This window comes from Micromonospora sp. DT47, assembly GCF_049844475.1.
Taxonomy (GTDB): Bacteria; Actinomycetota; Actinomycetes; order Mycobacteriales; family Micromonosporaceae; genus Micromonospora.
Genome location: NZ_JBNCLC010000033.1, coordinates 16,589 through 39,499, shown reverse-complemented (window position 1 = coordinate 39,499; position 22,911 = coordinate 16,589). Strand labels below are relative to the sequence as shown.

The following is a 22,911-nucleotide window of genomic DNA, read 5'->3' as shown; positions in this document are numbered from 1 at the left end:
CCATGATCATCGTCATGACCCGCCGCCTCGCCCGTCACCAACACACCTGAAACCCTTATTTACCAGGCTCTTAGAGAACCTGCTCACGGGCCGGAGCGTCCAGGAGATCAGGGCGGATCCCCGGTTTGACGCCGACATCGCCACGCAGTTCAACGAGGAAGCGGGTGTCGTGGAGTGCGGCATCGTAGCGGTGACCGACACGTTCACCCGGGCGCTGGCCGCCGGGGACCTGTCCACGCTGCCGGAGGCGTATTACCTCTACGTGAACGCCTTGCGGGAGCTGGCGGTCGTCGCCCGGCATGTGGTGGCCCACGGACATCACATGTACTGCTTCTGGTCGTACTGACTCCTGGCATCCCTCAGGTTGCAGTGCGGCTGGCGCCATGCCCCGTACGGGGTCTGTCAAGAAAACGGCTCTGGCGCAGAAACGGTGGCGGGTCAGTCCTCAGTAGCCTGTCGTGGTGCGCAAGGCTAACGCCGGTGTGACTGCAACCTGATCAAGGCCTTGTTCCCTCAGCTGTCTTCGCTGGTCATCGACGAGGTGGTGGAGCAGGGGCTGGTCCTGCGGGTGCGCGCCCGGACACCGGGGACGGTGGTGGCGTGCCCGCAGTGCAGTCAGCCGACCGAGCGGGTGCACGCCTATCACCAGCGCCGGCTGGCTGACCTGCCCGTCGGCGGTCGAGCCGTGATCATCGACTTGCAAGTCCGGCGGCTGCGCTGCCCGAATGCGTCCTTCGTTCGACAAGCTCGACCTTGCCGGTGACGAGGCCACCGGCGCGAACATCGTGCGGGTCGCGTTGACCGCGCCGCTCAAGCAGATCGCCAGCAACGCCGGCCTTGAGGGCGCCGTGGTGGCAGAGAAGGTCAACTCACTTCCCGCCGGCCACGGCCTCGATGCCGCCACCGGCGAGTACGTCGACATGATCAAAGCGGGTATCGTCGAACCGGCCAAGGTGACCCGTTCCGCGCTGCAGAACGCCGCGTCGATCGCCGCGCTGTTCCTGACCACCGAGGTACTCATCGCCGACAAGCCATAGACACCCGGCGCCGGCTTGCCGGGCAGCCACGACCTTCGGGTCTGTCGCAGACCGGGGCCGGCCAGTGCGGCTGCGTGCCGCATTGGCCGGCCCCGTCAAGGGATTGAGCTGGCGTGCCGTCAGGGACGGGGTGGATCTGGAATCAGGCGGTGACGGTGAGATGGTTCTTGACGCTGGTCACGCCGGAACCTGACCACGACACCTTCTCGGCCTGACGGCGTTCGGCCCACGATCGCACGGACCCGCGCAGCGTCACCTCCGCGCCGTTGACATCAGCCTTGATCTGGTGGGAGTCGAGCTGGGCGTTGCGCAGGATCGCCCCGTCGATCGCGGCTTTCAGATCGTCGGACGCTGGAGTGGTCGCGATCAGCCTGATGGTGTTGGCGACCGCGGTGACGCCCTTGAGGTACATGACCGCGCGTGCGGCGGCCTCCCGCTGGTACTGCCAGTTGACGGTGCCGGACAGGGTGACCACGTGATCGCGGACCCCTGCCTTGACCGTGTCGGAGGGTACGTCGACCGCCCAGCTGAGCATCTGGTTCGCCGCCTCGGCGATGTCGCCGTCCTTGGCGCCGGACGCGCCCGGGTCGCGGACCACGATGTCGACGGTGACGGCCTGGACGCCGGCTACTCGCATGGCCGCCCGTTTCGCCGTATGCCGCTCGGGCAGGCTGCCCACGTCGCCGGAAAGTGTCACCACGCCGCCGTTCGCCAGTACCACGAGATGCGTGGCGTCGATGCTGGAATCAAACAACAGTTCGTCGGTGACGTTGGTCTGCAGGTCCTTGTCGCTTCTCCGGATCGTCTGTGTCATAGGGCAACCATGGCCCTCCGGCTGCCAACGCGCCAGCCGATTTGGTCCATATTCGAATAAATCTTGAGATTGATTATCAACTGCATGCGTTTAACAGGTTATGCCGGCTTATTCGGTGCGGCATTGTTTCTTACCACCGCGGGGCGACCCTCAGTCACGCCTACCCCCGGCAGCCAACCACCCGCTCATGAGCATGAAGCGACAGCGGGTGACGCTACCTCCGCGTCATGCATGTCATTGGGTTGGTCACTGATCAGGCACGTGGAGGGCCAGAATAGCGGTGTCATCGTTGACGTGGCGTTGGCTGTGGTCGAGTACCGCGTTCTCGATGGCGGCGGCGATGTCGATGGCGTTGGTGGCGCTGGTGGCGGCAAGGAGCCGCTGGAGTCGTTCCGCGCCGAACATGTCGCGGTCTCCCGGTCGTCTGGCCTCGGTGACACCGTCGGTGTGCAGGATCAGGGTGTCGCCGGGGTGCAGGATGGTGCGCTGGTCGGTGAGGTGGGGGTTGGGCCAGCAGCCGAGGATGATGCCGGGGTGTCCGAGGGTGTCGACGCGCCCGTTGACGCGGCGGATCAGGGCCGGGTCGTGTCCGCCTCGGCTGACCCGCACGGCCAGCCCGTGGGGGTGGGGGCGGACGGTGGCGTAGACGGCGGTGAGGAAGTGGCTGTCGTCGGTGAACCATTCCAGCAAGGCGGTGTTGAGGGTGGCGAGGTTGGTGCTGGGGGTGGCGCAGCGGACCGCTGCGGCGCGCAGGGTATAGCGGGCCAGAGCCGTCGTCTTCGCCGCGACCGGGCCTTTGCCGGACACGTCGCCGACCACGATGGACCAGCTATCGCGGGTGGAGGGGAACACGTCGTAGAAGTCGCCGAGTACGTCGGCGCCCCGTCCACCGCGCAGGTAGCGGGCGGCGACCTGCGCTCCCGGGATTTGTGGTACGTGCGGGGGCAATAGGCTCTCCTGCAGGGTGCGGGCAAGCATCGCTGATTCCTCGGCCGCCGCGAACGCCAGCAGCGAGGCGGCCTGCGCCTGCGCGGTGGCTTGTCTGGCGTCTTCGGCGGCTCGCAGCGCTGCTGATGAGGCCTCGTGGGCATCGGTCAGCGCACCACGGAGCGCGATCTCGCTGGTAACCGCGTAGGAGAGGGTTTCCAGGACCTCGATGTCGTGCGGGGTGAAGTCGCGGGAAAGCGTGTCCACGACGCAGAAAGTGCCGAGGACTTCCCCGCCGGGTGCGTGGATCGGGAACCCCGCCCAGGCCGCTACCCCGGTGGACTCGATCGACGGGTTGTCGTGGGTGCGCGGGTCGGTCCGGGCGTCGGGGACGATCAGTCTGGAGCCTGAGTCGATGACGTAGCGGCAGAACGACTCCTCGACGGTGCTCTGCCGGTCGGCGAAATCGGTGGCGGCCACCCCGATGCAGCTTTTCCAGAATGACCGCCGGTCGTCGACGACGGTGACGTAGGCGAACGGGGTGCCGAGCAGAGTCGCCGCCAGCCGGGCCAACCGGTCGAACACCTCCTCCGGGCCGGTGTCCAACAACCCGCTGCGCCGCACAGCCGCCAGACGCGCCGGTGCGTACACGGGGCGGCAAGCCTGACCCAGACTGCCCATCTTGTCCATCATCGGCACCTCGACGTCGCCCCTAATCTTGGCCAGACCATGCACCAGCGCCGGTCGCCGTCTACCGACCGGGGCCGATGCGACGATCCTGCTCACAAGCGCGGCCACGGGGTCTGGGGGGCCGCAAGCCCGTCCCGTCAACGTCTGGTGATCGAGCCGTTGCTACAGGAGCCATTGTCTGTCGCCCACGCGGATCCGGTAAAGCGCACAACGTCCGAACCACCGGTCACCGTCTGAACGCAACGGCGGCGATCCTCACCACCGAGATGCCGGCGGGCGGACGCAGCCAGTCGGTTTCTGTGGTCCGACGACCGGGTACCACCAAGGCGTGGCCGGGTACCGACGCGCCAGAGCCGACTGCTCACCGCTGGCGACTCCCCGACTACGAAGGGACGGCGAAGTAAATGGCGGCGACCATGGCGCTGACGCTTCCCGGCGACATCCACGCCGCGTCGCATGCCCGCAGCCTAGCCGACCTGCTGCTGAGCAGGCTCGGCGTGACCGGACAGTGCCGTGCCGACCTCAGCCTTATGATCACCGAGGCGTGCACCAACGCCGTCTCGCACGCCCGACGGGCCGGCGACATCGAGGTCCACATCTCCGTTGGGCCGCACGAATGTGTCATCGACGTCGGCAACAGCGACGGAACCTTCGACGACGCCCAGCTACACGCCAACCTTCCCGACCCGTATGCCGAGGGCGGACGTGGCCTCCCCATCATCTCGGCCCTGGCCGACGCCGCCCGAACCGTACATGAACGATCCGGCTGGGTGGTTCTCCACATGGTCAAGCACATCGCCAGAAACCCGGATCAGCCCTGGGGCGCACCGAGCCCGACAATACTCCCGCCCGCCGCCAACGGCAGTGAGCCATCCTCACCCGCACCGAAGATCCGAACGGGGTAACTGATTGCCTGAGGTGTCTGAGTCTGGGCCAGTCGGCGGCTGCCGTGAAACCGTCAGGTCAATATCTCGGCCAGGCGGTGCTCTCTGTCCGCCGCGGCCATGGCCTCGCACTCCGAAGCACCCGAATCGCCATACGCCAGGCGCGCCAGGTAACTCGGAGCGACTTGCTGATCACACCTTCGACGTCGCAGCCGCCTGTGGGGTTTCAATAGTCCGTCATCGCTGCTGACCTGGGCGGGTACAGCGCGAAGCCGGTAGACCGGTCATCATCGGCATCGTGCACGTACGCCTGATCTACCTGGTGCTCTGCCGACTGGCCCAATGGCTAACGCTGCTGCCCCGACCCAATGCGGACAAGGACGTGGAGATCCTGATCCTGCGTCACGAGAACGCGATCCTGCGACGTGCCAACCCCAAGCCACGCCTGGATTGGACCGACCGCGCGATCCTTGCCGCCCTGGCCGGTACCTTCCCCAGGCGCTGAGGTGGCATCGGCTGGTCACGCCGACGACGTTGCTGCGGTGGCATCGCCGGCTGGTCGCCCGGCACTGGACCTACCCTCGCCTTGGCCGCCCACGTGTCGATCCGACAATCGTGGACCTCCTGGTGCGGATGGCCGGCGACAACCCGGGCTGGGGATACCAGCGCATCCGGGGTGAGCTGCTCGGTCTTGGCTACCGGGTCAGTGCCGCCACCATTCGCCGCATCCTCAACCGCCTCCATGTACCGCCCGCGCCGGTGCGCCGCGACCACACCACATGGCGCCGCTTCCTGCGCACCCAGGCGGCGTCCACGCTGGCCTGCGACTTCTTCCACGTCGACTGCGCCGTGACCTTGACCCGCCTGTATGTGTTCTTCGTGATCGAAGTCGGCGGCCGCTACGTGCATATCCTGGGTGTCACCACCAACCCAGACGGGCTGTGGACCACCCAGCAGGCTCGGAATCTACTGATGGATTTGGGCGAGCAAGTCGACCGGTTCAGGTTCCTGATCCGGGACCGGGCCGGGCAATTCACGGCGGCGTTCGACGCGGTGCTCGCCGACGCCGGCATCACCGCGGTCAAAATCCCACCACGCTGTCCGCGGGCCAACGCGTACGCGGAAAGATTCGTGCTCACCGTCCGTACCGAGGCCACCGATCGGCTGCTCATCTGCGGCGCCCGCCACCTGCGGCACGTCCTTCACAGGTACGCCGAGCACTACAACGGGCGGCGCCCCCACCGGGCCCTGGACCTGACTCCCCCACGATGCCGACGTCCCACGATCAACCCGAACCACCGACGAGTCGCTCGCCGAACCGTTCTCGGCGGGTTGATCAACGAGTACGACCGGGCCGCATAACAGCAGGCCCAGGGCCAAGACCGAGTTTTGGAACCCCACAGGGTGCTCAGGAACTGGGCCCAGGTCAGCCCGCCGCGACGCGGAGCCGGGTCAACGCCGGCCGCGGTCAGGATCGTCCACACCGTGCTGGCCGCGACCCGGTAGCCCAATCTGAATAGTTCGTCCTGTACTCGGCGGTGACCCCAGTTCGGGTTCTCCCGGGCCAGGCGCACCACCAGAGCGCGGATCTCCGCCCGCAACGGCGGGCGCCGGGTCGTCGTTTCGGGTAGGTCCACTTCCGGGCGACCAGCTCACGGTGCCACCGCAGAAGGGTGGCCGGGGTGACGAAGAACGTCGACCAGCAGGAACGAGGCAGCAGCCGCGACAGGGCTGACAGCACCACCCGGTCGACGGGCTCCAGATCCGGACGTGCGACCTGGCGGCGTAGAACCGCGACCTGATGACGTAGCACGACGATCTCGACATCCTTGGACCGCTCGCCGCGCATGGCTTGGACCGCCAGCCGCAGGATCTGACACAAGATCAGGTACCCGAAGGACAGGAACATGCCCGCCACCATGCCCCCCCCGACCGGCTGGCTGGGCCGCACAAAACCGCACCTCAGAGGCCAGAACCGGGCTTCCGAGCGGTACAGGTGCGGGCCAAATTCGCCAGCCTCGCCATCCACCATCGGCCACGTCGCCGCGATTAGCCCGGCGCAATGCCAGGCGTGATCCCGCTGCTGACGATCTCCCGGGACCTCATGTTCCCGAGATGTTCCGGCGCGAGGTGCACCCCGGAAACGACGAAGGCAGCCTTGCTGGGTTTGCCCAGCTCAGCGGCCTGACTCATGCGTACTCAGACTGGTGTCCGAGGGGGAACTCGAACACCTGTTCCAGCCATACCTGCCGGTACAGGTATGCATGCCTTGAAGATGCACTGTGGACCGCGTCAGCAAGTCCTTGAAGCGTGGCTGTTGTAGCCCTCGAACGACGGCGGTCGCTTCTATACGAAGTGTGCCCACAGGGTGACGCTGCTTCAGCCAGTAGGCGGCATGGAGCGGCAGTGCCATCAAGATGTGAGCAGCCCGAGATCGCCGGCTTCGCGTTCCGGCAGGTGTGGGGCCGGGGCGCGCGAGGAGGATGCGCCGCGCGCACCGACGAGGAGCGGGGCCGGGGCGCAGGGGTTCGCCGGCTCACCGGCCGTTGGCCGGGCTGATCCGACCGGCCGGGAGAACGCGGCGTAGACCTCGATCGTCCGGCGGGCCTAGCATCGTCGTATGCGCCGACCCCTCGCGATTGCGCTCGCCCTGTTGCTGTCCGCCCTCGCCGCCTGCACGGGTTCGTCCAAGGGGCGGGCCTCGGCCGATGAGCTGCCGGCCGGTGCCGACCTGGTCGCGGCGGCCGCCGGCGAGATGCGCACGGTGATCACGGCGCGATTCGCCATCAAGTCGGAGGGATCGGTCAAGAGCCTCGGCATCCGCGGGGCGGACGGCGTGATCACCAAGCAGGGTGACGCGGAGGGCACCGCGCAGATCGACCAGGCCGGCGCCGCCGCCGAGTTCGCCTTCGTCATCTCCGGGCAGACCCTGTACGTCAAGGGCCCGACCGGCGGCTGGCAGCGCCTACCGCTCGCGCTCGCCTCATCGGTGTACGACCCATCGGCGATCCTCAACCCGGACCGGGGCGTTGCGCACCTGCTCGCCACGGCGACCTCGGCCCGGACCGAGGGTCGGGAGTCGGTGGGCGGCGCGGAGGCGTACAAGGTGGCCGTCACCCTCAGCGGTCAGGCGCTCGCCGCCCTAGTGCCCGGCATCACGACCGATATCGCCGGCACGTTGTGGGTCGGTGCAGATCGCCGGCTGCTGTACCGAACTGCGTTCGTGGTGCCCGGCGACGGGGGCACCGTCACGATCAGCTTCCGCGAGTTCGACGCCCCGGTCAAGATCAGTGCGCCCTGACGCCGCCGCAGCTCCGCGCGCGGGACGGCGGGTCGCCGTCGGCGTCGGCGGGGCGGCCGTGCTGCTCGCGGCCCTCGACGCGTACGTCCTCGTCACCCTGTTCACCCAGATCGTGCACGACCTGGGTGTCCCGCTCAGCCGGCTGGAGCGGGCGACCCCGCTGGTCACCGGCTACCTTGTCGGCTACGTAGCCGGGATGCCGCTGCTCGGCGGGCTCTCCGACCGGTACGGGCGCCGGCCGGTGATCCACGCCTGCCTGGCAGGGTTCGCCGCCGGCTCGGCGCTGACCGCGTTCGCCCCGTCGCTGCCCCTGGTCGTGGCCGGGCGCGTGGTGCAGGGCCTCGCGGGCGGGGCCCTGCTCCCGGTAACCATGGCGCTCGTCGGCGACCTGTTCGCCCAGTCGCGCCGGCCGGTCGCGCTCGGGGCGGTCGGGGCTGCGCAGGAACTCGGTGCCGTCCTGGGCCCGTTGTACGGGGCGGGGGTGGCGGCCCTCGTGGGCTGGCGCGGCGTCTTCTGGATCAACGTGCCGCTCGCGTTGGCCGCCGCGATCGCCGTACACCGCACCGTGCCCGGCGGTCGGCGGCCGCCCGACGGCACCCGCTCGAGTGTGGACCTCGTGGGCGGCGCACTGCTCGCCGTCGCGCTGGGCCTGCTAGTGGTCGGCCTCTACAACCCGCAGCCTGAGCATGGCGTGCTGCCGCCCTGGGGCCCGGGCACGGCACTCGCCGGGGTGGCCGCACTCGCCGCGTTCCTGCTCTGGCAGGCGCGCGCCGGCACCCGCCTGCTGGACCCGGCCGGGGTGCTCCTGCGCCCCCTGCTCGGGGCGCTCGGGGCGAGCCTGCTGGCCGGGGCGGCGCTCATGGTGACCCTCGTCGACGTGCAACTACTGGCGCAAACCGTGCTCGGCCGCGACTCCGTCGGGGGTGCGCTGCTGCTCACCCGGTTCCTCATCGCCCTGCCGGTCGGCGCGCTCGCCGGCGGTCTGCTGGTCCGCGCGCTCGGGGAACGTTGGGTCGCGGTCGCCGGCCTGCTGCTCGCGGCGGGCGCCTACTGGCTCGTCGCCGGCTGGCCGGCGAACCTCGCCTCCGCGCGGTACGACGTCGGGCCGCTCAGCCTGCCACGGCTCGACACCGACCTCGCGCTGGCCGGGATCGGACTCGGTCTGGTGATCGCGCCGCTCTCCGCGGCCGCTCTGCGGGCCGTGCCCGCCGCCCAGCACGGCAGCGCCTCGGCCGCGATCGTGGTCGCCCGGATGATGGGGATGCTGCTGGGCGTCGCCGCGCTGTCCGCGTGGGGGCTGCACCGGTTCGCCGAGCTCACCGCCGACCTCGCCACGCCGCTGCCCTTCGGCATCGAGGCGGCCGAGTTCCGGCGGCAGCTCGATGCGTACAACGACGCGATCCAGGTCGCGCTGCGCACCGAGTACGCGGAGATCTTCACCGCTACCGCGGTGCTCTGCGCGCTCGGCGCGCTGGCGTCGCTGGCCCTCGGCGGCCGGTCCGTCGATCGTCGGGACGATCGGGAAGGCGACGTGGCGGCCCTGCCGGCCGCACCGCTCAACCGTTCATGACCCGACGGCCGCCGCGCCGCCCGCACCGACGCCCGGTGGTCGGCCGGGATCTCCCCGCACCGACGAATCGGGCGCCGCAATCATGCCGGCCGTCGACGACCCCGACGACGGCGAGCCGTTCGCATCGCCGGCACGTGACGCATCCGCTTCTGCCGAGATGAGTGCGTGGCTGCTGTGGAACTTCGACGCCGATCAGCAACTGCGTTAACGCCTGCCGCGGCTTGCCGCTCTGTATCTGGAATAGGTGCCCTAGCTGCCGCGGTCAGCCGCATCGGTCGTGGCGGTCGTGGCGGTCGGACGTCGGGGTCATCCGAGCCACCGGTCGAACCAGGCGCGGGTGCGGCGGAGCACGTCGAGTTGGTGGTTGCGTTCGCGGATCGAGTGGTTCTCTCGGGGATATACGACGTACTTGTGCTCGACTCCGAACCTCCGTAGCGCGCGGTGGAAGAACTCCGCCTGTGATACCGGAACGTTCGTGTCGTTCTCGCCGTGCAGGATCAGCACCGGCGTGCGGACCTTGGAGGCGTACGAGATCGGGCTGAGCCGGTCGTGGCGGTGTGGACCTGTTCCTTCCCAGCCGCTGCTGCCGCCGAGGGCGGACTCGAACGGCCCCCCTTCTCCGGTTGCGGCGAGCATTCCCCAGTCGCTAATTCCGGCTCCCATCACGGCGGCCTTGAACCGGTCGGTCTGCCCGACCGCCCATGCGGCCATGAACCCGCCGTGGCTCCAGCCGCCGATGCCCAGCCGGTCGGGGTTGGCGACGCCGTCGGCGATGAGCAGGTCGATGCCGGCGCAGATGTCGGTCCACTCATCGAGGCCGACCGAACCGGCGACGCGCACCGCGAAGTCGTGGCCGTGCCCTCGGCCGCCGCGCGGGTTCGGCAGAAACACGGCGTAGCCCGCGGTCGCCAGCCACTGGCCGGACGGGTCCCAGCCGAGCATGAGCCGGTCGGCGTGCCGGTCGTACGGGCCGCCGTGGACCAGTGTCACCAGTGGAAAGGGCCCGTCCTTGTGGGACCGGCCGGCGGGCAGGATCAGCAGGCCGTCGAGGGCCAGCCCGTCGGTTGCCTCGTATGACAAGCGTTCCTGGACACCCCACCGGATGTCGCGGAGTCCGGGCCTGAGGTCGGTCAGCCTCGTCAGCGGCCCGCAAGTGGGGCCGGCGTGGACGTTTCCGGGCTCGTAGGACGTGCTGACCACCGCCGCGACGGCGTCACCGTGCCGGTTCGTGGTCAACGACGTCGCGAGGCCGTCGACTCGGGACACCTCGACGAGGTTGGGCCCGGCCGGATCGAGCCGGTGGATCGCGGTATCGAGCCCGTCGGCGACCAGCACCAGCGGCGGACCGGTGTCGACCTGGACCAGGTTGCTCGGGCAGCCGGTCGTGCCGGCGGTCAGGTTACGGTGCTCGCCCACCGGCCCGCTCACCGGTACGGCGACATCGAGAACCGCGTGTCCGCCCACCAGAACTGGCGGGGTCTTCGCGACATATGCCAGGTGCCAGCCGTCGTCGGCGGACCACCAGACGAGCGACGACGCGTCCGCCGCGGCCGGGCCGAGGTCCCGCATCATGCCGCTGTCCGGGTCGAGCAGGTGGAGACCGGTCTTGACCAGGCCCGGGTCCACGTCGGGGGTCGACCAGGTGAGGACCGCCAGCGTTCCATCGTCGGGCCGCTGGGCCACCTCGACGACATGGCGATCGCCGAACGCATCCGGTGTCCGGACCTCCCGGCTCCGTACGTCGAGCAGCCGCAGCCGGTCCGGGCGTACGCGTTCGCCCCACACCCGAGCGTCGTCGCGCTCCCTGTCCCGACGTTCGTCCTCAGCGGACGGTTCATCGGCTGCGATCACGACGACCAGGTCGGGATCGGCCAGCGGGAGGTGACCTGACACTCCACTGGACCAGGACGTGACCGCCTCCACGACACCGTCGACCAGCCCGACCCGGTGTACTTGCGCCGTGCCACGCTCGGCCCGGTCGGAGAGAAAGTAGACCAGCAGCGAATCCGCGGCCCACCGCGGCGCCGAATCGTGCGCCTCACCCGAAGTGAATCGTCGCGGCGACCCGGTCCCGTCGGTGGCGGCGACCCACAGTTCGCTAACGGGATGATCACCAGCCCGTCCGACCGGGGCGATCACGTAGACGACCCACTTGCCGTCCGGCGACAGCGCCAATGCGTGCGGAACACGACCGTCAACCACCAACTCGGCGGTGAGCTGTGTGCGGGCCACCGAGGCACAGTATCGATAAACCACCACGGCGACCAACCGCTGCCGCAACGCCTCCGCAGCATGGCTGCTGCGGCGCCCGCTCGTAGCCGATGGGGGTAGGAGAGCTTCGCGGCGATCTCGGGGGTGTCGTAGCCTTCGGCGAGTAGCCGCAGCACGTCGATCTCGCCGCGTAGTCCGGTGATGGCTACTGTAGCGAGTTCTCGTCAGGCACCAGCCGCGGCCACAAGACGGAAGTGGTGGCTATTGGGGCTTTGTGACCAGCTGCCTCGCCCAGTTTCGCGCTGGTGCCCCTCCGCATCGCACCAGGGAGACACCCTGGTTGTCACCTGGCACCCGTAAGGGACACGTGTGGCAAACCCCGGCTGTCGAAGCCGGCGGTCTGCCGCGTTTGATGCGGAGTGGCGCATGACACGGCGGTCGCGCGGTGCCGACCGCCGTGATGGTGGCCACGATGGCAGTAACGCGCAACAATGGGACCGGAGCAGCAACAATGGGTCTGGAAAAGGAGGGCACCGTGCTTGAAGCGCGTGAGTCCGGGATGCGGTTCTCGGACGAAAAATTCGCGGCTCAGCGTATCCAGCGGTTCGGCCGGTTGCCCGCCCAGATACGACCCGAGGATCACGTCGTACTGGTCGAGTCCAGCGCTCGCCCTGGCCGGCCGGCGGCGGCTGGCAGCGATGATGAGTGGATGGTGCGCAACCCGTGCTTCTGACCGCCGACCAGATCTAGGCCACCGCCGGCCGTGGGATTGGTTGAGCGGCAGCAGCTAAGGGCTCGCCGAGGAATAACTCGCTGATTCCGGTTCTTCCGGCCACAAATGTGATATGAGGTTCCACGACCTGCGAAGGTCCGTGCAGAGGTGCAAGTGCTGGGCCAGCGGTAGTCCAGACATCGCTGCAGGTCGCGGGCCTCTAGCACAGGAAAGGGTCTCAAAGACGGAAATCCGCGGTGGGCAGCCGATGAGAGAGCGACCCCACCGGTCACCTCAACGGAGCCTCCGGGGAGGCTATCGGATCTTGGCAGCTGGTCGCTTGGTGGCGCCGATGTATCCCAGGTCACGCCGTTGTTGACCTGAAGTTTGGTTCAGATTCCAAGATCTTGTCATGGACGCAACGATTGACCGTCAATCTGAGATCACAGCCATCGAACACGTCGTCGCCACCATCGAACACGCGCAGAGCAACGAACTGGTCGAGGAGTTCGTCTCCCTGTTCCGCGAGGACGCCATCTGGACCACCGGGGCCGGCAAGCTCCTCATAGGCCGGGACGCCATCGCCGCATTCACCAAGCAGGTTCTGCCCGGCGCGATGAAGGACCTCGTCCCTTCATACGAGGTCGTGCACGTGCTCTTCATCCGCGCAGACGTGGCTGCGGTCAAGGTTCGCCAGCGGCACTTCTCCCCGGAGGGCGAGCTGGTGACCGAACTGGGCGAGGGCACTCCGATATACGTGATGTCCAAGGAAGACGGTCAGTGGCGACTGACCGCCAATCAGAACACAGCCGTGGCGGCCAGCGCATAAAGCGGCTGCGACGCCACGGGACTCGTCGATGATCGTGATGCGGATGGCGGCCGGCAGCGTTCGGCCGTCATCGCATTGTCGCATTCCCGCAATCGCGGCCGACCCCTCCCCCGAAACACGAGCAGGCCGCCCGAACCACATCCGACGGACCTTCAGTACCCCCACGCGGCAGTGCGCGCCGGCAGTCGCAGAGGCCGATTGACCCTTCCGCGACCCGTCACCCCCCAGGGCCCGGCAAAGTCGTGAGGGGTGTCCGGCTTGAGGTGGTTGGTGTAGACGCGCCCTGGGTGTGGGTAGCGGGGCGGGCATGGCCGTTCCAGAAGATCATCAAGGTGACGCGCAGTTGCCACCGCAGGAGGTTCGGCGCAGCCGGGTTGCAGAACACCCAGATCGGGTCGCCCGGAACCCATCGAAGCGAGGCGGTCAGGCGGCCTCCCGGAGTAGGGCGAAAGCCGTCACGGTGCGCTGGTCGGTGCCCTTGCTGCCGAAGTCAGCCTGCCGGAGGTGAAGCTGGCGCTGGCCGAAGGACAGCTCCCGGCTGAGCGTGCCGCGCAGGAACTTCTCGATATCCGGACCCTCGGGACGGTCACCGATCATCTCGAGGGCCCGGTTGATCGCCGCCTCGGCGTCGGGCAGGTAGAGATAGCCGTCGCCGGTCGACAGTCGCTGCTCGGCGAGATCGATCCCCCGGAACGACACCCCGATGAGCTCGGAGTCCGAGAAGTCGTTGCCGTGGAACTCGTTCGCCTCGCGCAGCTCCAGTTCCCGGTATCCGGGCGGCTCCGGCCGGCCTACGCGGGCCAGGAACCGCAGATTCGACTCGTAGCGTAGCCGCGCCTCGGGTTGCGGCGGCGCGCCCCAGAACACGGTCGAGCGCAGCTGGCCGGTGAACACGCAGTCGACCAGCTCGAGATGGTCGTCACCGAAGTCCCTGAAACTGACGTCGCGGAACGAGCAGCGCACGAAGCGACCGAAGCCCGCGGCCACCGACTTGAAGCGCACCCCGTCGAAGGAGCAGTCGACGTACTCAGTCAGCTCCATGCCGGCACCGAACGACACCGTCTCGGACCGGATCCGGTCGAACCGGCATCGTTCGAACCGCGACCCGACCACCGTCAGGGAGCCCAGCCGCCGGCCCGAGTAGTCGGCGCCGACCTCCCTGACGTGATCGAAGAACAGGTCGTCCATAGCTCACTTCTACTCCGGAAACTCATAAAGGGCATAGTCGCAGGACAAGTACTTTCCGCCCTTTGGCTTTGTGCTTGGCGACCTCGCCCGGCGTAGTCAGCTCGACCAGCTTATCGGTGCCCTTGACCGGGAAGTCCGGCCCCTTGCCACGCATCTTCGCGTCGAACAGCTCCGGATACCGCTGCCCGAGCCTGCGGGCGGTCTCTTTGTGCACCTCCGAGCCGCGGTAGGCCCAGGTGTACTCCGGGTGCTCCCACTTGGCGGAGGTGATCCGTTTGTCGAGGCCGGAGAGACCCCACTCCTCGACGACCTCCTTGGCCGTGTCCTCGACGAGCTTGCGTGGGTCGTTGCCGCAGCCGTCGTCCGGATCCTCACCGCCGTTTCCGCCGTCGGTGATCTCCAGTGCGCCGGTGGCCCCGGACCGCTGGAAGTCGATCAGGACGCGGTCCCCGCGCTCGCCAGGGACGACCAGCATCTGTCGGTGACGCTGAACGTCGAGATCGGCGAGCGCGGGGGTGACAAGTTTGAGCACGTCGTCGAGCAGCACATACGCTTCACCCTAGGGCCGCGGTCCATTGGCACCGGCGAGCCCGCCGCGCCGACGAGTGCGCCTGCCGACGGCGATCGTGCCGACCACCGCCGCCGCCTACGGCGCGAGAGCGATGGCCGCACCGATCACCAAGAGATCGATGAACATCGCCCCGGGGCGCAGGTAGCAGAAAGGGCCGCTGCACGATCCCATGGGGAAAGCCGTACGGGCCCCAGGGGTTCGGACTCGGCTGTGGCACTTTGGTGGCGCCCGCCGACGATGTTCATCTGCCACAACCCCATCGGCCTGGACCGTTCCCACTGCACGTAACCGTTGCGGCCTCGCCTGCGCTTGACCGCCGAATGCAACCCCGCCAGGCCCTGTAGGTCGGCTGCGGCAACGGCCGAATCTCCACCGTCCTTGCGGCGCAGCAGCGTACCGCCGCAGCGACCGGGCAGCCGTTCAACGTGGCGGCGGCGAGGCACTTGGCGACGGGGGTGGCACTTCCGAACGGCTCCCAGGTGCCCGCGTGGGTGTCTCAGCGGGGGTGGTCTTGGCGTTCACTGCTTGCACCGCCACGGCGGCGACGAGCAGCGCCCCGGCCGTGACACACAGCAGCCGTACGACAGTCGCCCATGGCAGCTCCTCGGCTGGCAGCAGCGGGGTCAGGGCGTACCCGATGATTGCAACGGCGCCCGCGACGGACCAGAACACCATCGGGCGGGTGCGGACCGGCGGTGGGCTGCCGTGCCAGGCCCGAAGCAGCCGGCGGCGGCCGACCACGACGGCGACGCCGAGCGTGACCAGCGCGCCGACGAGGCTGCTGGGGATGTCGGACACCGTCCACCAGGCGACCTCGCTGACCTGGTCCCAGTCGATGCCGAATACGATGCGCAGCCACGCCACGGTATGGGTGAGGTAGTCCCAGCCGATGTGACTGGCCGCGCCGAACAGCGCAGATCCGGCGGTGATCTGCCACGGGTGGCGCACTGTGGCAAGCACCCCGTAGTCGCGCAGCGCGAACGGGCCGAGGTGGGGCAGGTGGGCGGCGAGGGTCGCGACGGTGGCGCGGACGAGCCACGCGCCGAGCAGCGCCACTGGCAGACACCACCACACCAGCGCGGTGAGAGTGTGGCTCTGCCACTCCGGTCCGACCCCGAGGAACGCGTACCTGACGTCGGGTGCGACCGCCCCGGTCGTCAGCGCGACACCGTCGAACCAGCGGGGTCGCCAGAGCTTGAGCGGGAGCACCACACCCGGGTGCGACGGGAAGGTCAGCGGCATCGGCGCATCTTCCCACCTTGTACTCCAGCCGGGGATCGTGATCATGTCTCGGTGAGTGCTTGTTGGGCTTAGCCTTGAGGGACCTGGGACAGGTGAACTGCCGGCGGTAGCGTGGCTCACATGCCGGAGAGCCAGATGACGTACGGCCTCGAACATGTCCGAGTGTTGGATTTCGACGAGTCCGTGCGCAAGACGCCCGGTATGTACTTCGGGGTGGCGCGGGAGAATCCGGAGCTCGCGACGCGGGTGCTGTGCGCCGTGCTGAGTCATGCCCTCCATCCGGCCGCCGCGGTCGCTCCAGCGCACACGCCATGGGTCACCGCCCAAGTCTCCACCGATCTCGCCTTCTCGGTGGCGGACGATCAGTCCGGTCCCTGGAACGGAGAGGGCATGCCTCCGCTGAGCTACTACGGCTCGCTGCTCGGCCCTGAGAGATGGCTCAGTGCCGCAGCGGCGGCCCTGAGCACTCGGACCACCGTGGAGGTGTGGGATGACGGCCACGGCTTCCGCCAGGAACTCGCCGGCCTTCGGCCCGTCACGGCGCCCGAGAGGTTCGAGGGCCAAGCCGGCAAGGGCACTCGTGTCACCTTCGAACTTGACCGGGATTACTTCAATCCGGCCGCAGCCATCACCACTGATCTGGCCTCGTTAGACCTGCACGGTCCCGACTGCCGCACTGACGCCCTGGCGTCGGACCGACTGTCCATCCACGACCTCCGGGAGCCGACGTAACACGTCCTGATGCTTCTTACGACACCCACCCTGTCGACGCTGACTCAGCGCCCATCCCTGGAACCACGCCGCTGGCGGGAGGTGGCGGAGTCGGGGAGACCTGGATATCGCGACCTGCCACGAGCCGAGTCGATCATTGGCCGGTCAGACGTTGAAGCGGAAGTGTCTGTGCCCCCTGTGTGCCCCCGCCGCCAGGAACCGGCAGCGCGCCTCCGCCTCCCCGCTCCGCGACTCGGCCCTACACAGTCATGGTGGTGTCCTGCCTGGGCTCGACCGATCGTGCAGATAAGCGAGATCGGCCGGATCACGAAGCGGTGGGTAGAGGCTGGGTGGCGCTGTTGCGTTGTGGGATCGACGGACACGTTGAACCGGGCGTCGGGTCCGAGGTCGGATCGCCAGGGCGAGGTCGGCGAACGCCCCAGACACCCGCGTCGCCGGCGGGACGTCGACGGCGAGTTCGTAGTGTCCGCGGCGCAGGTTCTGCATGAACACGTGCCCGGCGATGATCACCTGTGCTGTCTTGTCCGTTCGTAGGCCGCGCATCGCGGCCGCGTCGGTGACGACCTCGCTGGGTGTCACCTTCAACGTCGACAGCGCTCGTCGGAAGAACCGCCGAGCCGCGTCGGCATCCCGGCGCGCCGAGACCAGCACGTCGATGACCTGCCCGTACTGGTCGACCGCCCGGCACACGGACCGCCACACCCCGTTGACCCTGACGTACGTCTCATCGACATGCCACCGGTCACCCGGCGAGTGCCGGCAGAATCGGGCGGCCTCGGCCAGCAGCGGGGTGAACCGCTGTACCCACCCGTAGACAGTGACGTGATCGACCTCAACCCCGCGCTCGACCAGCAACTCCTCAACGTCCCGATAGGACAAGTTGAACCGCAGATACCAGCGGACCGCGATCACGATCACCTCCGGCGGCAACCGGAACCCGGCGAACGCCGACTTCGCAGGCAGCCACGGGCGAGAGCAGGTCAACGACTTCACTGCTCAAACCTGCCTCGATCACGCCAACCCTCAACGCAACAGAGCCGCCGATCTCAGCGCGCACCGTGGGGGTAATGGTCTGTGTCCGAGGGGCGACACGAACCGCAGCCGCACCACCGATGTTCGTGGCCGGTCGCGTTGCGGATCGCAGAATCGGGCGACCGCCCGCGGCTGATCAATTCGCGGCGCGGGCGCAGTTGGTCATGGGTGGTGGATCGGGGCCTCGAGGTCGGTGAGGGGGCGACCCGAGCCACCCCAGGCCTGGGCGATGATCTCGGCGGCGATCGCCACGGCCGTCTCCTCCGGCGTCCGCGCGCCGAGGTCCAGCCCGATCGGGGAGGAGAGCCGGGCCAGGGCGGCCTCGTCCACACCTACCTCGCGCAGCCGGCGCAGCCGGTCCTCGTGGGTGCGGCGGCTGCCCATCGCGCCGATGTAGCGGGCCGGGGTGTGCAAGGCGACCTCAAGCAGCGGCACGTCGAACTTCGGATCGTGCGTCAGCACGCACAGCACCGTGCGCTCGTCGACGGCCGTCGACTTCAGGTACGTGTGCGGCCACTGGACGACAAGGTCGTCGGCGTCCGGGAAGCGCTTGCGGGTGGCGAACACCGGGCGGGCGTCGCAGACCGTGACGTGGTAGCCGAGGAATCGGCCGATCCGGGCCACCGCGCCGGCGAAGTCGATCGCACCGAAGACGATCATCCGGGGCGGGGTCACGTATGACTGGACGAAGACACTCACCTCGTCGCGCCGCTGCTCCCCGTGCGCGCCCAGGTGGACCGTGCCGGTGGTGCCGAGCGCGAGCATGCCAGCCGCCTGCTGCGCCGCCGCGTGGTCCAGGTCGGGCTCGCCGAGGCTGCCCACGACCCGGCCTGGCCAGACCACCAACTGCGCGTCCTCGACCGAAGCCGTGGCGACCGGCCGGCCGCCCCGGATCGCCGCGAGCACCTCGTCGGGCTCGGTCATCGCCACGTCCGGCTGGACCAGGATTTCAATCGTGCCGCCGCAGGTCAGGCCTACATCGAACGCGTCGTCGTCGCTTACGCCGTACGTTTGAGTCCGGGCCTTACCGGTCCCGAGCGACGCCAGGCAGAGCTCGTAGACCGCGCCCTCGACGCAGCCGCCCGAGATGCTGCCCAGGACCTCGCCGTGGGCGGAGACCGCCATGGCTGCGCCCGGTTGCCGGGGCGCCGACTGCCAGGTCCGTACGACGGTCGCCACGGCGAACGCGACGCCGGCGGCGCGCCACGCCGTCAGCCCGTCGACGATGTCCCGCATGGCCGCACGATCCGTGGGCCGGGGCGGCGCCGTCAACGCCGACCTAAGCACTTGCTTAGGTCGGCGTTGACTTTGGTGCGGGCCGGGGCCAGATTTTGCCGGACTGCGGAGGTGCGACATGCAGGTCCCGGCACCGTTCGAGTACGAGCGAGCGACCAGTGTGGATCAGGCCATCGGCCTGATGGAACGGCTGGGCAGCACGGCGCGACTGATCGCCGGCGGGCACAGTCTGCTGCCGATGATGAAGCTGCGCCTGGCCAACTTCGACTATCTGATCGACATCAACGACCTGCACGCGGAACTCGGCTATATCGAGCCGGGCCCGGACGAGGTGCGGATCGGCGCGCTCACCCGGCACCGGGAGCTGCTCGAGTCTGCCGGGCTGGCCGCGGCATTCCCGATCTTCGCCGATGCCGAGCGGGTGATCGCCGACCCGGTCGTGCGTAACCGGGGCACGCTGGGCGGCTCGCTCTGCCAGGCGGACCCGTCCGAGGACCTGTCCGCGGTCTGCACGACGCTGGACGCGAGCTGCGTGATCCGCGGGCCGGGCGGCGCCGAGCGTGTCGTGTCCATGGATGAGTTCCACGTCGGGCCGTACGAGACGACGGTCGGCGACGCTGAAATCCTGGTCGAGATCCGGCTGCCGGTGCGGCCGGGCGGCGGCAGCGCGTACGAGAAGGTCGAGCGCCGGGCCGGCGACTGGGCCGTGGTCTCGGCCGGCGCGGCGGTCTGGCTCGACTGCGGCGCGATCATGGACGCCCGGGTCGGGCTCGCCGCCGTCGGGCCGAACACCACGGGCATCCCGGAGATCTCGGCCGCGCTGCGTGGCCGGGAGCCCACCGAGGGCCTGTTCGAGCAGGCCGGGGCAATCGCGGCGCGCAGCTGCGACCCGACCACCGACCAGCGCGGCAGCGCCGACTACAAGCGGCATCTGGCCGCCGAGCTGACCAGACGGGCCCTGCGCCGGGCCGTCGAGCGGGCGAGGAGCTGAGCATGCAGGTCACGATGACCGTCAACGACGTCGAGGTCACCCGGGAGATCGAGGGGCGGCTGCTGCTCGTGCACTTCCTGCGGGACGTGCTCGCCCTGACCGGCACGCACTGGGGCTGCGACACCAGCAACTGTGGCACCTGCGTGGTCTGGCTGGACGGCGAGCCGGTGAAGTCGTGCACGGTACTCGCCGCGATGGCCGGCGGCCACGAGGTGCGCACGGTCGAGGGCCTGGCCAAGGGCGCCGAGCTCGACCCGATCCAGCAGGGCTTCATGCAGTGCCACGGACTGCAGTGCGGCTTCTGTACACCCGGGATGATGATGACCGCCCGGGCGCTGCTCAACACCAACCCGGACCCGACCGAGGCGGAGATCCGCGAGGCGATCTCGGGCCAGATCTGCCGGTGTACGGGCTATGCCACCATCGTGCGCTCGGTCCGCTGGGCCGCCGTGCACGAGGCGGCCGCCGCGGCCCGGGTCACCGAGACCACCGAATCAAGCGAAGCCGGCGAGATCGCGGACGCCGGCCAGCCCGCCGGGAGCGTCGCATGACGAGCGTGCACGAGCGCGTGGACACCTTCCACGACAACGACCAGAAGCCGGTCGGGCACGGCCGGATGCTGCGCAAGGAGGACCCGCGGTTCGTCCGCGGCCGCGGCCGGTACGTCGACGACGTGCAGCTGCCTGGCATGCTGCACCTCGCGATTCTCCGGGCGCCGGTCGCACACGCCCGGATCGTCAGCATCGACACGAGCGCCGCCGAGGCCTCGCCCGGGGTCAAGGCGGTCGTGACCGGGGCGATGCTGGCGCAGCAGGGCCTGGCCTGGATGCCGACCCTGTCCAACGACGTGCAGGCCGTGCTCGCCACCGACAAGGTGCGCTTCCAGGGCCAGGAGGTGGCGTTCGTCGTAGCCGAGGACCGGTACGCGGCGCGGGACGCGCTCGAGCTGATCGACGTCGAGTACGACATCCTCGACCCGGTCATCGACGCCCGCCGCGCGCTGGAGCCGGACGCCCCGCTGATCCGCGACGACCTGGCGGGCAAGGCAAACAACCACTGCTTCGACTGGGAGACCGGCGACGAGGCGGCCACTGCGGCCGTGTTCGCGCGCGCCGACGTCGTGGTCAGCCAGGACCTCGTCTATCCCCGGGTGCACCCGGCACCGATGGAGACGTGCGGGGCGGTCGCCGACTTCGACGCGGTCGACGGCAAGCTGCGGCTCTGGTCCACCACCCAGGCGCCGCACGCGCACCGCACCCTCTACGCCATCGTGGCGGGCATCCCCGAGCACAAGATCCAGGTGATCTCGCCGGATATCGGCGGCGGGTTCGGCAACAAGGTGCCGATCTATCCCGGGTACGTCTGCGCCATCGTCGCCTCGATCGTCACCGGCAGGCCGGTGAAGTGGATGGAGGACCGCTCGGAGAACCTCGTCAGCACCGGCTTCGCCCGCGACTACATCATGCGCGGCGAGATCGCGGCGACCCGGGACGGCCGGATCCTGGCCATCCGCACCGACGTGCTCGCCGACCACGGCGCGTTCAACGGCACCGCCGCGCCGGTGAAGTACCCGGCCGGCTTCTTCGGTGTGTTCACCGGCAGCTACGACATCGAGGCCGCCTACTGCAAGATGACGGCGGTCTACACCAACAAGGCGCCCGGCGGCGTCGCGTACGCCTGCTCGTTCCGGATCACCGAGGCCGTCTACCTGGTCGAGCGGATCGTCGACTGCCTCGCCGACGAGCTGGGCATGGACCCGGCCGAGCTGCGGCTGAAGAACTTCATCAGACCGGAGCAGTTCCCGTACACGACGAAGACCGGCTGGGTGTACGACTCCGGCGACTACGAGCCCACCATGCGGCTGGCGATGGACATGGCCGGCTACGCCCAGTTGCGCCGCGAGCAGGAGGAGAAGCGGGCCCGGGGCGAGCTGATGGGCATCGGCATCTCGTTCTTCACCGAGGCCGTCGGCGCCGGGCCCCGCAAGGACATGGACATCCTCGGACTGGGCATGGCGGACGGCTGCGAGTTGCGCGTGCACCCGACCGGCAAGGCCGTGGTCCGGCTCAGCGTGCAGTCCCAGGGCCAGGGGCACGAGACGACGTTCGCGCAGATCGTCGCCGAGGAGATCGGGATCCCGCCGGCCGACATCGACGTGGTGCACGGCGACACCGACAACACGCCGTTTGGCCTCGGCACGTACGGCAGCCGCTCGACGCCCGTGTCGGGCGCGGCGGCGGCCCTGGTCGCGCGCAAGGTCCGCGACAAGGCCCGGATCATCGCCTCAGGCATGCTCGAGGTCTCGGTCGCCGACCTGGACTGGGAGAAGGGTGCATTCCACGTCAAGGGCGACCCGGGCAAGTCCGTCACGATCCAGGACATCGCCATGCGCGCCCACGGCGCCGGCGAGCTGCCCGAGGGCGTCGAGGGCGGGCTCGAGGCGCAGATCTGCTACAACCCGTCGAACCTGACCTACCCGCACGGGGCGTACATCTGCGTGGTGGACGTCGATCCCGGCACCGCGCAGGTGAAGGTGCGGCGGTTCATCGCGGTCGACGACTGCGGCACCCGGATCAACCCGATGATCATCGAGGGGCAGGTGCACGGCGGGCTGACCGACGGGGTCGGCATGGCGCTGATGGAGATGATCGCATTCGACGAGGACGGCAACTGCCTCGGCGCGTCGCTGATGGACTACCTGATCCCGACGGCGCTCGAGGTGCCCGACTGGGAGACCGGCTTCACCGTCACCCCGTCGCCGCACCACCCGATCGGCGCGAAGGGCGTGGGTGAGTCGGCCACGGTCGGCTCGCCGCCGGCGATCGTCAACGCGGTCGTGGACGCCCTCAAACCGTTCGGCGTACGGCATGCCGACATGCCGTTGACGCCGTCGCGGGTCTGGGACGCGATGCGCGGTCAAGCGCGGCCGCCGGTCTGAGGGGGC

The 22,911-nt window shown here is 69.0% G+C and carries 21 protein-coding genes and 2 pseudogenes; 15 read left to right on the top strand and 8 right to left on the bottom strand.

Annotated features, from left to right (window positions below):
* The 3 genes and pseudogenes from ACLQ2U_RS30015 to ACLQ2U_RS30005 all read left to right on the top strand — a co-directional run.
* The coding region (locus ACLQ2U_RS30015; protein WP_425754262.1) for a hypothetical protein at positions 1-346 on the top strand (346 nt) is incomplete at its 5' end.
* Positions 347-541: 195 nt separating this feature from the next.
* Positions 542-763, top strand: coding sequence for a transposase family protein (locus tag ACLQ2U_RS30010; protein WP_425754264.1), 222 nt, complete (start codon positions 542-544; stop codon positions 761-763).
* Positions 729-1,037, top strand: a pseudogene (locus ACLQ2U_RS30005) (TCP-1/cpn60 chaperonin family protein); the annotation flags it as partial. The gene ACLQ2U_RS30010 and the pseudogene ACLQ2U_RS30005, both read left to right, overlap by 35 nt.
* A gap of 142 nt (positions 1,038-1,179) precedes the next feature.
* Here ACLQ2U_RS30005 and ACLQ2U_RS30000 read toward each other — a convergent pair.
* Together ACLQ2U_RS30000 and ACLQ2U_RS29995 are read right to left on the bottom strand one after the other, a co-directional pair.
* Positions 1,180-1,851: a BON domain-containing protein gene (locus ACLQ2U_RS30000; protein ID WP_425754261.1), complete on the bottom strand. Its 672-nt coding sequence runs from the start codon at positions 1,849-1,851 to the stop codon at positions 1,180-1,182.
* Positions 1,852-2,097: 246 nt separating this feature from the next.
* Positions 2,098-3,429, bottom strand: coding sequence for a PP2C family protein-serine/threonine phosphatase (locus ACLQ2U_RS29995; protein ID WP_425754260.1), 1,332 nt, complete (start codon positions 3,427-3,429; stop codon positions 2,098-2,100).
* A 443-nt stretch (positions 3,430-3,872) separates the two neighbouring features.
* Here ACLQ2U_RS29995 and ACLQ2U_RS29990 point away from each other — a divergent pair, with 443 nt between their 5' ends.
* The 6 genes from ACLQ2U_RS29990 (at position 3,873) to ACLQ2U_RS29965 (ending at position 9,431) form a co-directional block, all read left to right on the top strand.
* Positions 3,873-4,373 carry an ATP-binding protein gene (locus tag ACLQ2U_RS29990; RefSeq protein ID WP_425754259.1) on the top strand — a complete coding sequence of 167 codons (501 nt, stop codon included), beginning with the start codon at positions 3,873-3,875 and terminating at the stop codon, positions 4,371-4,373.
* 277 nt (positions 4,374-4,650) lie between these two features.
* A complete protein-coding gene (locus tag ACLQ2U_RS29985) occupies positions 4,651-4,857 on the top strand; it encodes a hypothetical protein (protein ID WP_425754258.1) in 207 nt (68 codons plus the stop codon).
* Between the two features lie 128 nt (positions 4,858-4,985).
* Complete coding sequence (locus tag ACLQ2U_RS29980; protein WP_425754257.1) at positions 4,986-5,714, top strand: integrase core domain-containing protein; 729 nt, start codon at positions 4,986-4,988, stop codon at positions 5,712-5,714.
* Between the two features lie 1,258 nt (positions 5,715-6,972).
* Positions 6,973-7,653 (top strand): LppX_LprAFG lipoprotein, encoded by a 681-nt coding sequence (locus ACLQ2U_RS29975; RefSeq protein ID WP_425754256.1) that lies wholly within the window; start codon positions 6,973-6,975, stop codon positions 7,651-7,653.
* The gene (locus ACLQ2U_RS29970; protein ID WP_425754255.1) at positions 7,643-9,223 is read left to right on the top strand and encodes an MFS transporter; all 1,581 of its coding nucleotides are present in this window, start codon (positions 7,643-7,645) and stop codon (positions 9,221-9,223) included. Before ACLQ2U_RS29975 ends, ACLQ2U_RS29970 begins: the two co-directional genes overlap by 11 nt.
* Positions 9,224-9,305: 82 nt before the next feature.
* Positions 9,306-9,431: a hypothetical protein gene (locus ACLQ2U_RS29965; protein WP_425754254.1), complete on the top strand. Its 126-nt coding sequence runs from the start codon at positions 9,306-9,308 to the stop codon at positions 9,429-9,431.
* Between the two features lie 98 nt (positions 9,432-9,529).
* Here ACLQ2U_RS29965 and ACLQ2U_RS29960 read toward each other — a convergent pair whose 3' ends face one another.
* Positions 9,530-11,455, bottom strand: coding sequence for a S9 family peptidase (locus ACLQ2U_RS29960; protein WP_425754253.1), 1,926 nt, complete (start codon positions 11,453-11,455; stop codon positions 9,530-9,532).
* 490 nt (positions 11,456-11,945) lie between these two features.
* Here ACLQ2U_RS29960 and ACLQ2U_RS29955 point away from each other — a divergent pair, with 490 nt between their 5' ends.
* Both ACLQ2U_RS29955 and ACLQ2U_RS29950 read left to right on the top strand, forming a co-directional pair.
* Positions 11,946-12,167, top strand: a complete 222-nt coding sequence (locus ACLQ2U_RS29955) for a hypothetical protein (protein ID WP_425754252.1) — start codon at positions 11,946-11,948, stop codon at positions 12,165-12,167.
* A gap of 391 nt (positions 12,168-12,558) precedes the next feature.
* Entirely contained in the window at positions 12,559-12,975 is a 417-nt protein-coding gene (locus tag ACLQ2U_RS29950; protein WP_425754251.1) for an SgcJ/EcaC family oxidoreductase, read from the top strand.
* A gap of 423 nt (positions 12,976-13,398) precedes the next feature.
* Here the strand turns inward: ACLQ2U_RS29950 and ACLQ2U_RS29945 are convergent, their stop codons facing one another.
* The 3 genes from ACLQ2U_RS29945 to ACLQ2U_RS29935 form a co-directional block, all read right to left on the bottom strand.
* A complete protein-coding gene (locus ACLQ2U_RS29945) occupies positions 13,399-14,163 on the bottom strand; it encodes a hypothetical protein (protein WP_425754250.1) in 765 nt (254 codons plus the stop codon).
* 22 nt (positions 14,164-14,185) lie between these two features.
* Positions 14,186-14,710: a hypothetical protein gene (locus tag ACLQ2U_RS29940; protein ID WP_425754249.1), complete on the bottom strand. Its 525-nt coding sequence runs from the start codon at positions 14,708-14,710 to the stop codon at positions 14,186-14,188.
* Positions 14,711-15,154: 444 nt separating this feature from the next.
* Positions 15,155-15,976: a DUF4184 family protein gene (locus tag ACLQ2U_RS29935; protein ID WP_425754248.1), complete on the bottom strand. Its 822-nt coding sequence runs from the start codon at positions 15,974-15,976 to the stop codon at positions 15,155-15,157.
* A 120-nt stretch (positions 15,977-16,096) separates the two neighbouring features.
* On the opposite strand from ACLQ2U_RS29935, the gene ACLQ2U_RS29930 reads away from it, so the two are divergent.
* Positions 16,097-16,708: a hypothetical protein gene (locus ACLQ2U_RS29930; protein WP_425754247.1), complete on the top strand. Its 612-nt coding sequence runs from the start codon at positions 16,097-16,099 to the stop codon at positions 16,706-16,708.
* A 390-nt stretch (positions 16,709-17,098) separates the two neighbouring features.
* Here the strand turns inward: ACLQ2U_RS29930 and ACLQ2U_RS29925 are convergent.
* Both ACLQ2U_RS29925 and ACLQ2U_RS29920 read right to left on the bottom strand, forming a co-directional pair.
* Positions 17,099-17,671: pseudogene (locus ACLQ2U_RS29925) on the bottom strand (IS6 family transposase); the annotation flags it as partial.
* A gap of 231 nt (positions 17,672-17,902) precedes the next feature.
* A complete protein-coding gene (locus ACLQ2U_RS29920) occupies positions 17,903-18,976 on the bottom strand; it encodes an XdhC family protein (RefSeq protein ID WP_425754246.1) in 1,074 nt (357 codons plus the stop codon).
* A gap of 118 nt (positions 18,977-19,094) precedes the next feature.
* Between ACLQ2U_RS29920 and ACLQ2U_RS29915 the strand changes: the two genes are divergently transcribed.
* The 3 genes from ACLQ2U_RS29915 to ACLQ2U_RS29905 are packed head-to-tail and all read left to right on the top strand — an operon-like array spanning position 19,095 to position 22,905.
* Positions 19,095-19,967, top strand: a complete 873-nt coding sequence (locus ACLQ2U_RS29915; protein WP_425754245.1) for an FAD binding domain-containing protein — start codon at positions 19,095-19,097, stop codon at positions 19,965-19,967.
* Positions 19,968-19,969: 2 nt separating this feature from the next.
* The gene (locus ACLQ2U_RS29910) at positions 19,970-20,518 is read left to right on the top strand and encodes a (2Fe-2S)-binding protein (protein WP_425754244.1); all 549 of its coding nucleotides are present in this window, start codon (positions 19,970-19,972) and stop codon (positions 20,516-20,518) included.
* The gene (locus ACLQ2U_RS29905) at positions 20,515-22,905 is read left to right on the top strand and encodes an aerobic carbon-monoxide dehydrogenase large subunit (protein WP_425754243.1); all 2,391 of its coding nucleotides are present in this window, start codon (positions 20,515-20,517) and stop codon (positions 22,903-22,905) included. Before ACLQ2U_RS29910 ends, ACLQ2U_RS29905 begins: the two co-directional genes overlap by 4 nt.
* Positions 22,906-22,911: the final 6 nt, after the last annotated feature.

What these genes read in the sequence shown, in the direction of transcription:
- ACLQ2U_RS29950 (WP_425754251.1), top strand. Translation starts at nt 12,559, where the DNA reads ATGGACGCAACGATTGACCGTCAATCTGAGATCACAGCCATCGAACAC.
- ACLQ2U_RS29920 (WP_425754246.1), bottom strand. Translation starts at nt 18,976, where the DNA reads ATGCGGGACATCGTCGACGGGCTGACGGCGTGGCGCGCCGCCGGCGTC.
- ACLQ2U_RS29945 (WP_425754250.1), bottom strand. Translation starts at nt 14,163, where the DNA reads ATGGACGACCTGTTCTTCGATCACGTCAGGGAGGTCGGCGCCGACTAC.
- ACLQ2U_RS29965 (WP_425754254.1), top strand. Translation starts at nt 9,306, where the DNA reads ATGCCGGCCGTCGACGACCCCGACGACGGCGAGCCGTTCGCATCGCCG.
- ACLQ2U_RS29955 (WP_425754252.1), top strand. Translation starts at nt 11,946, where the DNA reads ATGGGTCTGGAAAAGGAGGGCACCGTGCTTGAAGCGCGTGAGTCCGGG.
- ACLQ2U_RS29975 (WP_425754256.1), top strand. Translation starts at nt 6,973, where the DNA reads ATGCGCCGACCCCTCGCGATTGCGCTCGCCCTGTTGCTGTCCGCCCTC.
- ACLQ2U_RS29915 (WP_425754245.1), top strand. Translation starts at nt 19,095, where the DNA reads ATGCAGGTCCCGGCACCGTTCGAGTACGAGCGAGCGACCAGTGTGGAT.
- ACLQ2U_RS29990 (WP_425754259.1), top strand. Translation starts at nt 3,873, where the DNA reads ATGGCGGCGACCATGGCGCTGACGCTTCCCGGCGACATCCACGCCGCG.
- ACLQ2U_RS29980 (WP_425754257.1), top strand. Translation starts at nt 4,986, where the DNA reads ATGGCCGGCGACAACCCGGGCTGGGGATACCAGCGCATCCGGGGTGAG.
- ACLQ2U_RS30000 (WP_425754261.1), bottom strand. Translation starts at nt 1,851, where the DNA reads ATGACACAGACGATCCGGAGAAGCGACAAGGACCTGCAGACCAACGTC.
- ACLQ2U_RS29905 (WP_425754243.1), top strand. Translation starts at nt 20,515, where the DNA reads ATGACGAGCGTGCACGAGCGCGTGGACACCTTCCACGACAACGACCAG.
- ACLQ2U_RS29930 (WP_425754247.1), top strand. Translation starts at nt 16,097, where the DNA reads ATGCCGGAGAGCCAGATGACGTACGGCCTCGAACATGTCCGAGTGTTG.
- ACLQ2U_RS29935 (WP_425754248.1), bottom strand. Translation starts at nt 15,976, where the DNA reads ATGCCGCTGACCTTCCCGTCGCACCCGGGTGTGGTGCTCCCGCTCAAG.
- ACLQ2U_RS29910 (WP_425754244.1), top strand. Translation starts at nt 19,970, where the DNA reads ATGCAGGTCACGATGACCGTCAACGACGTCGAGGTCACCCGGGAGATC.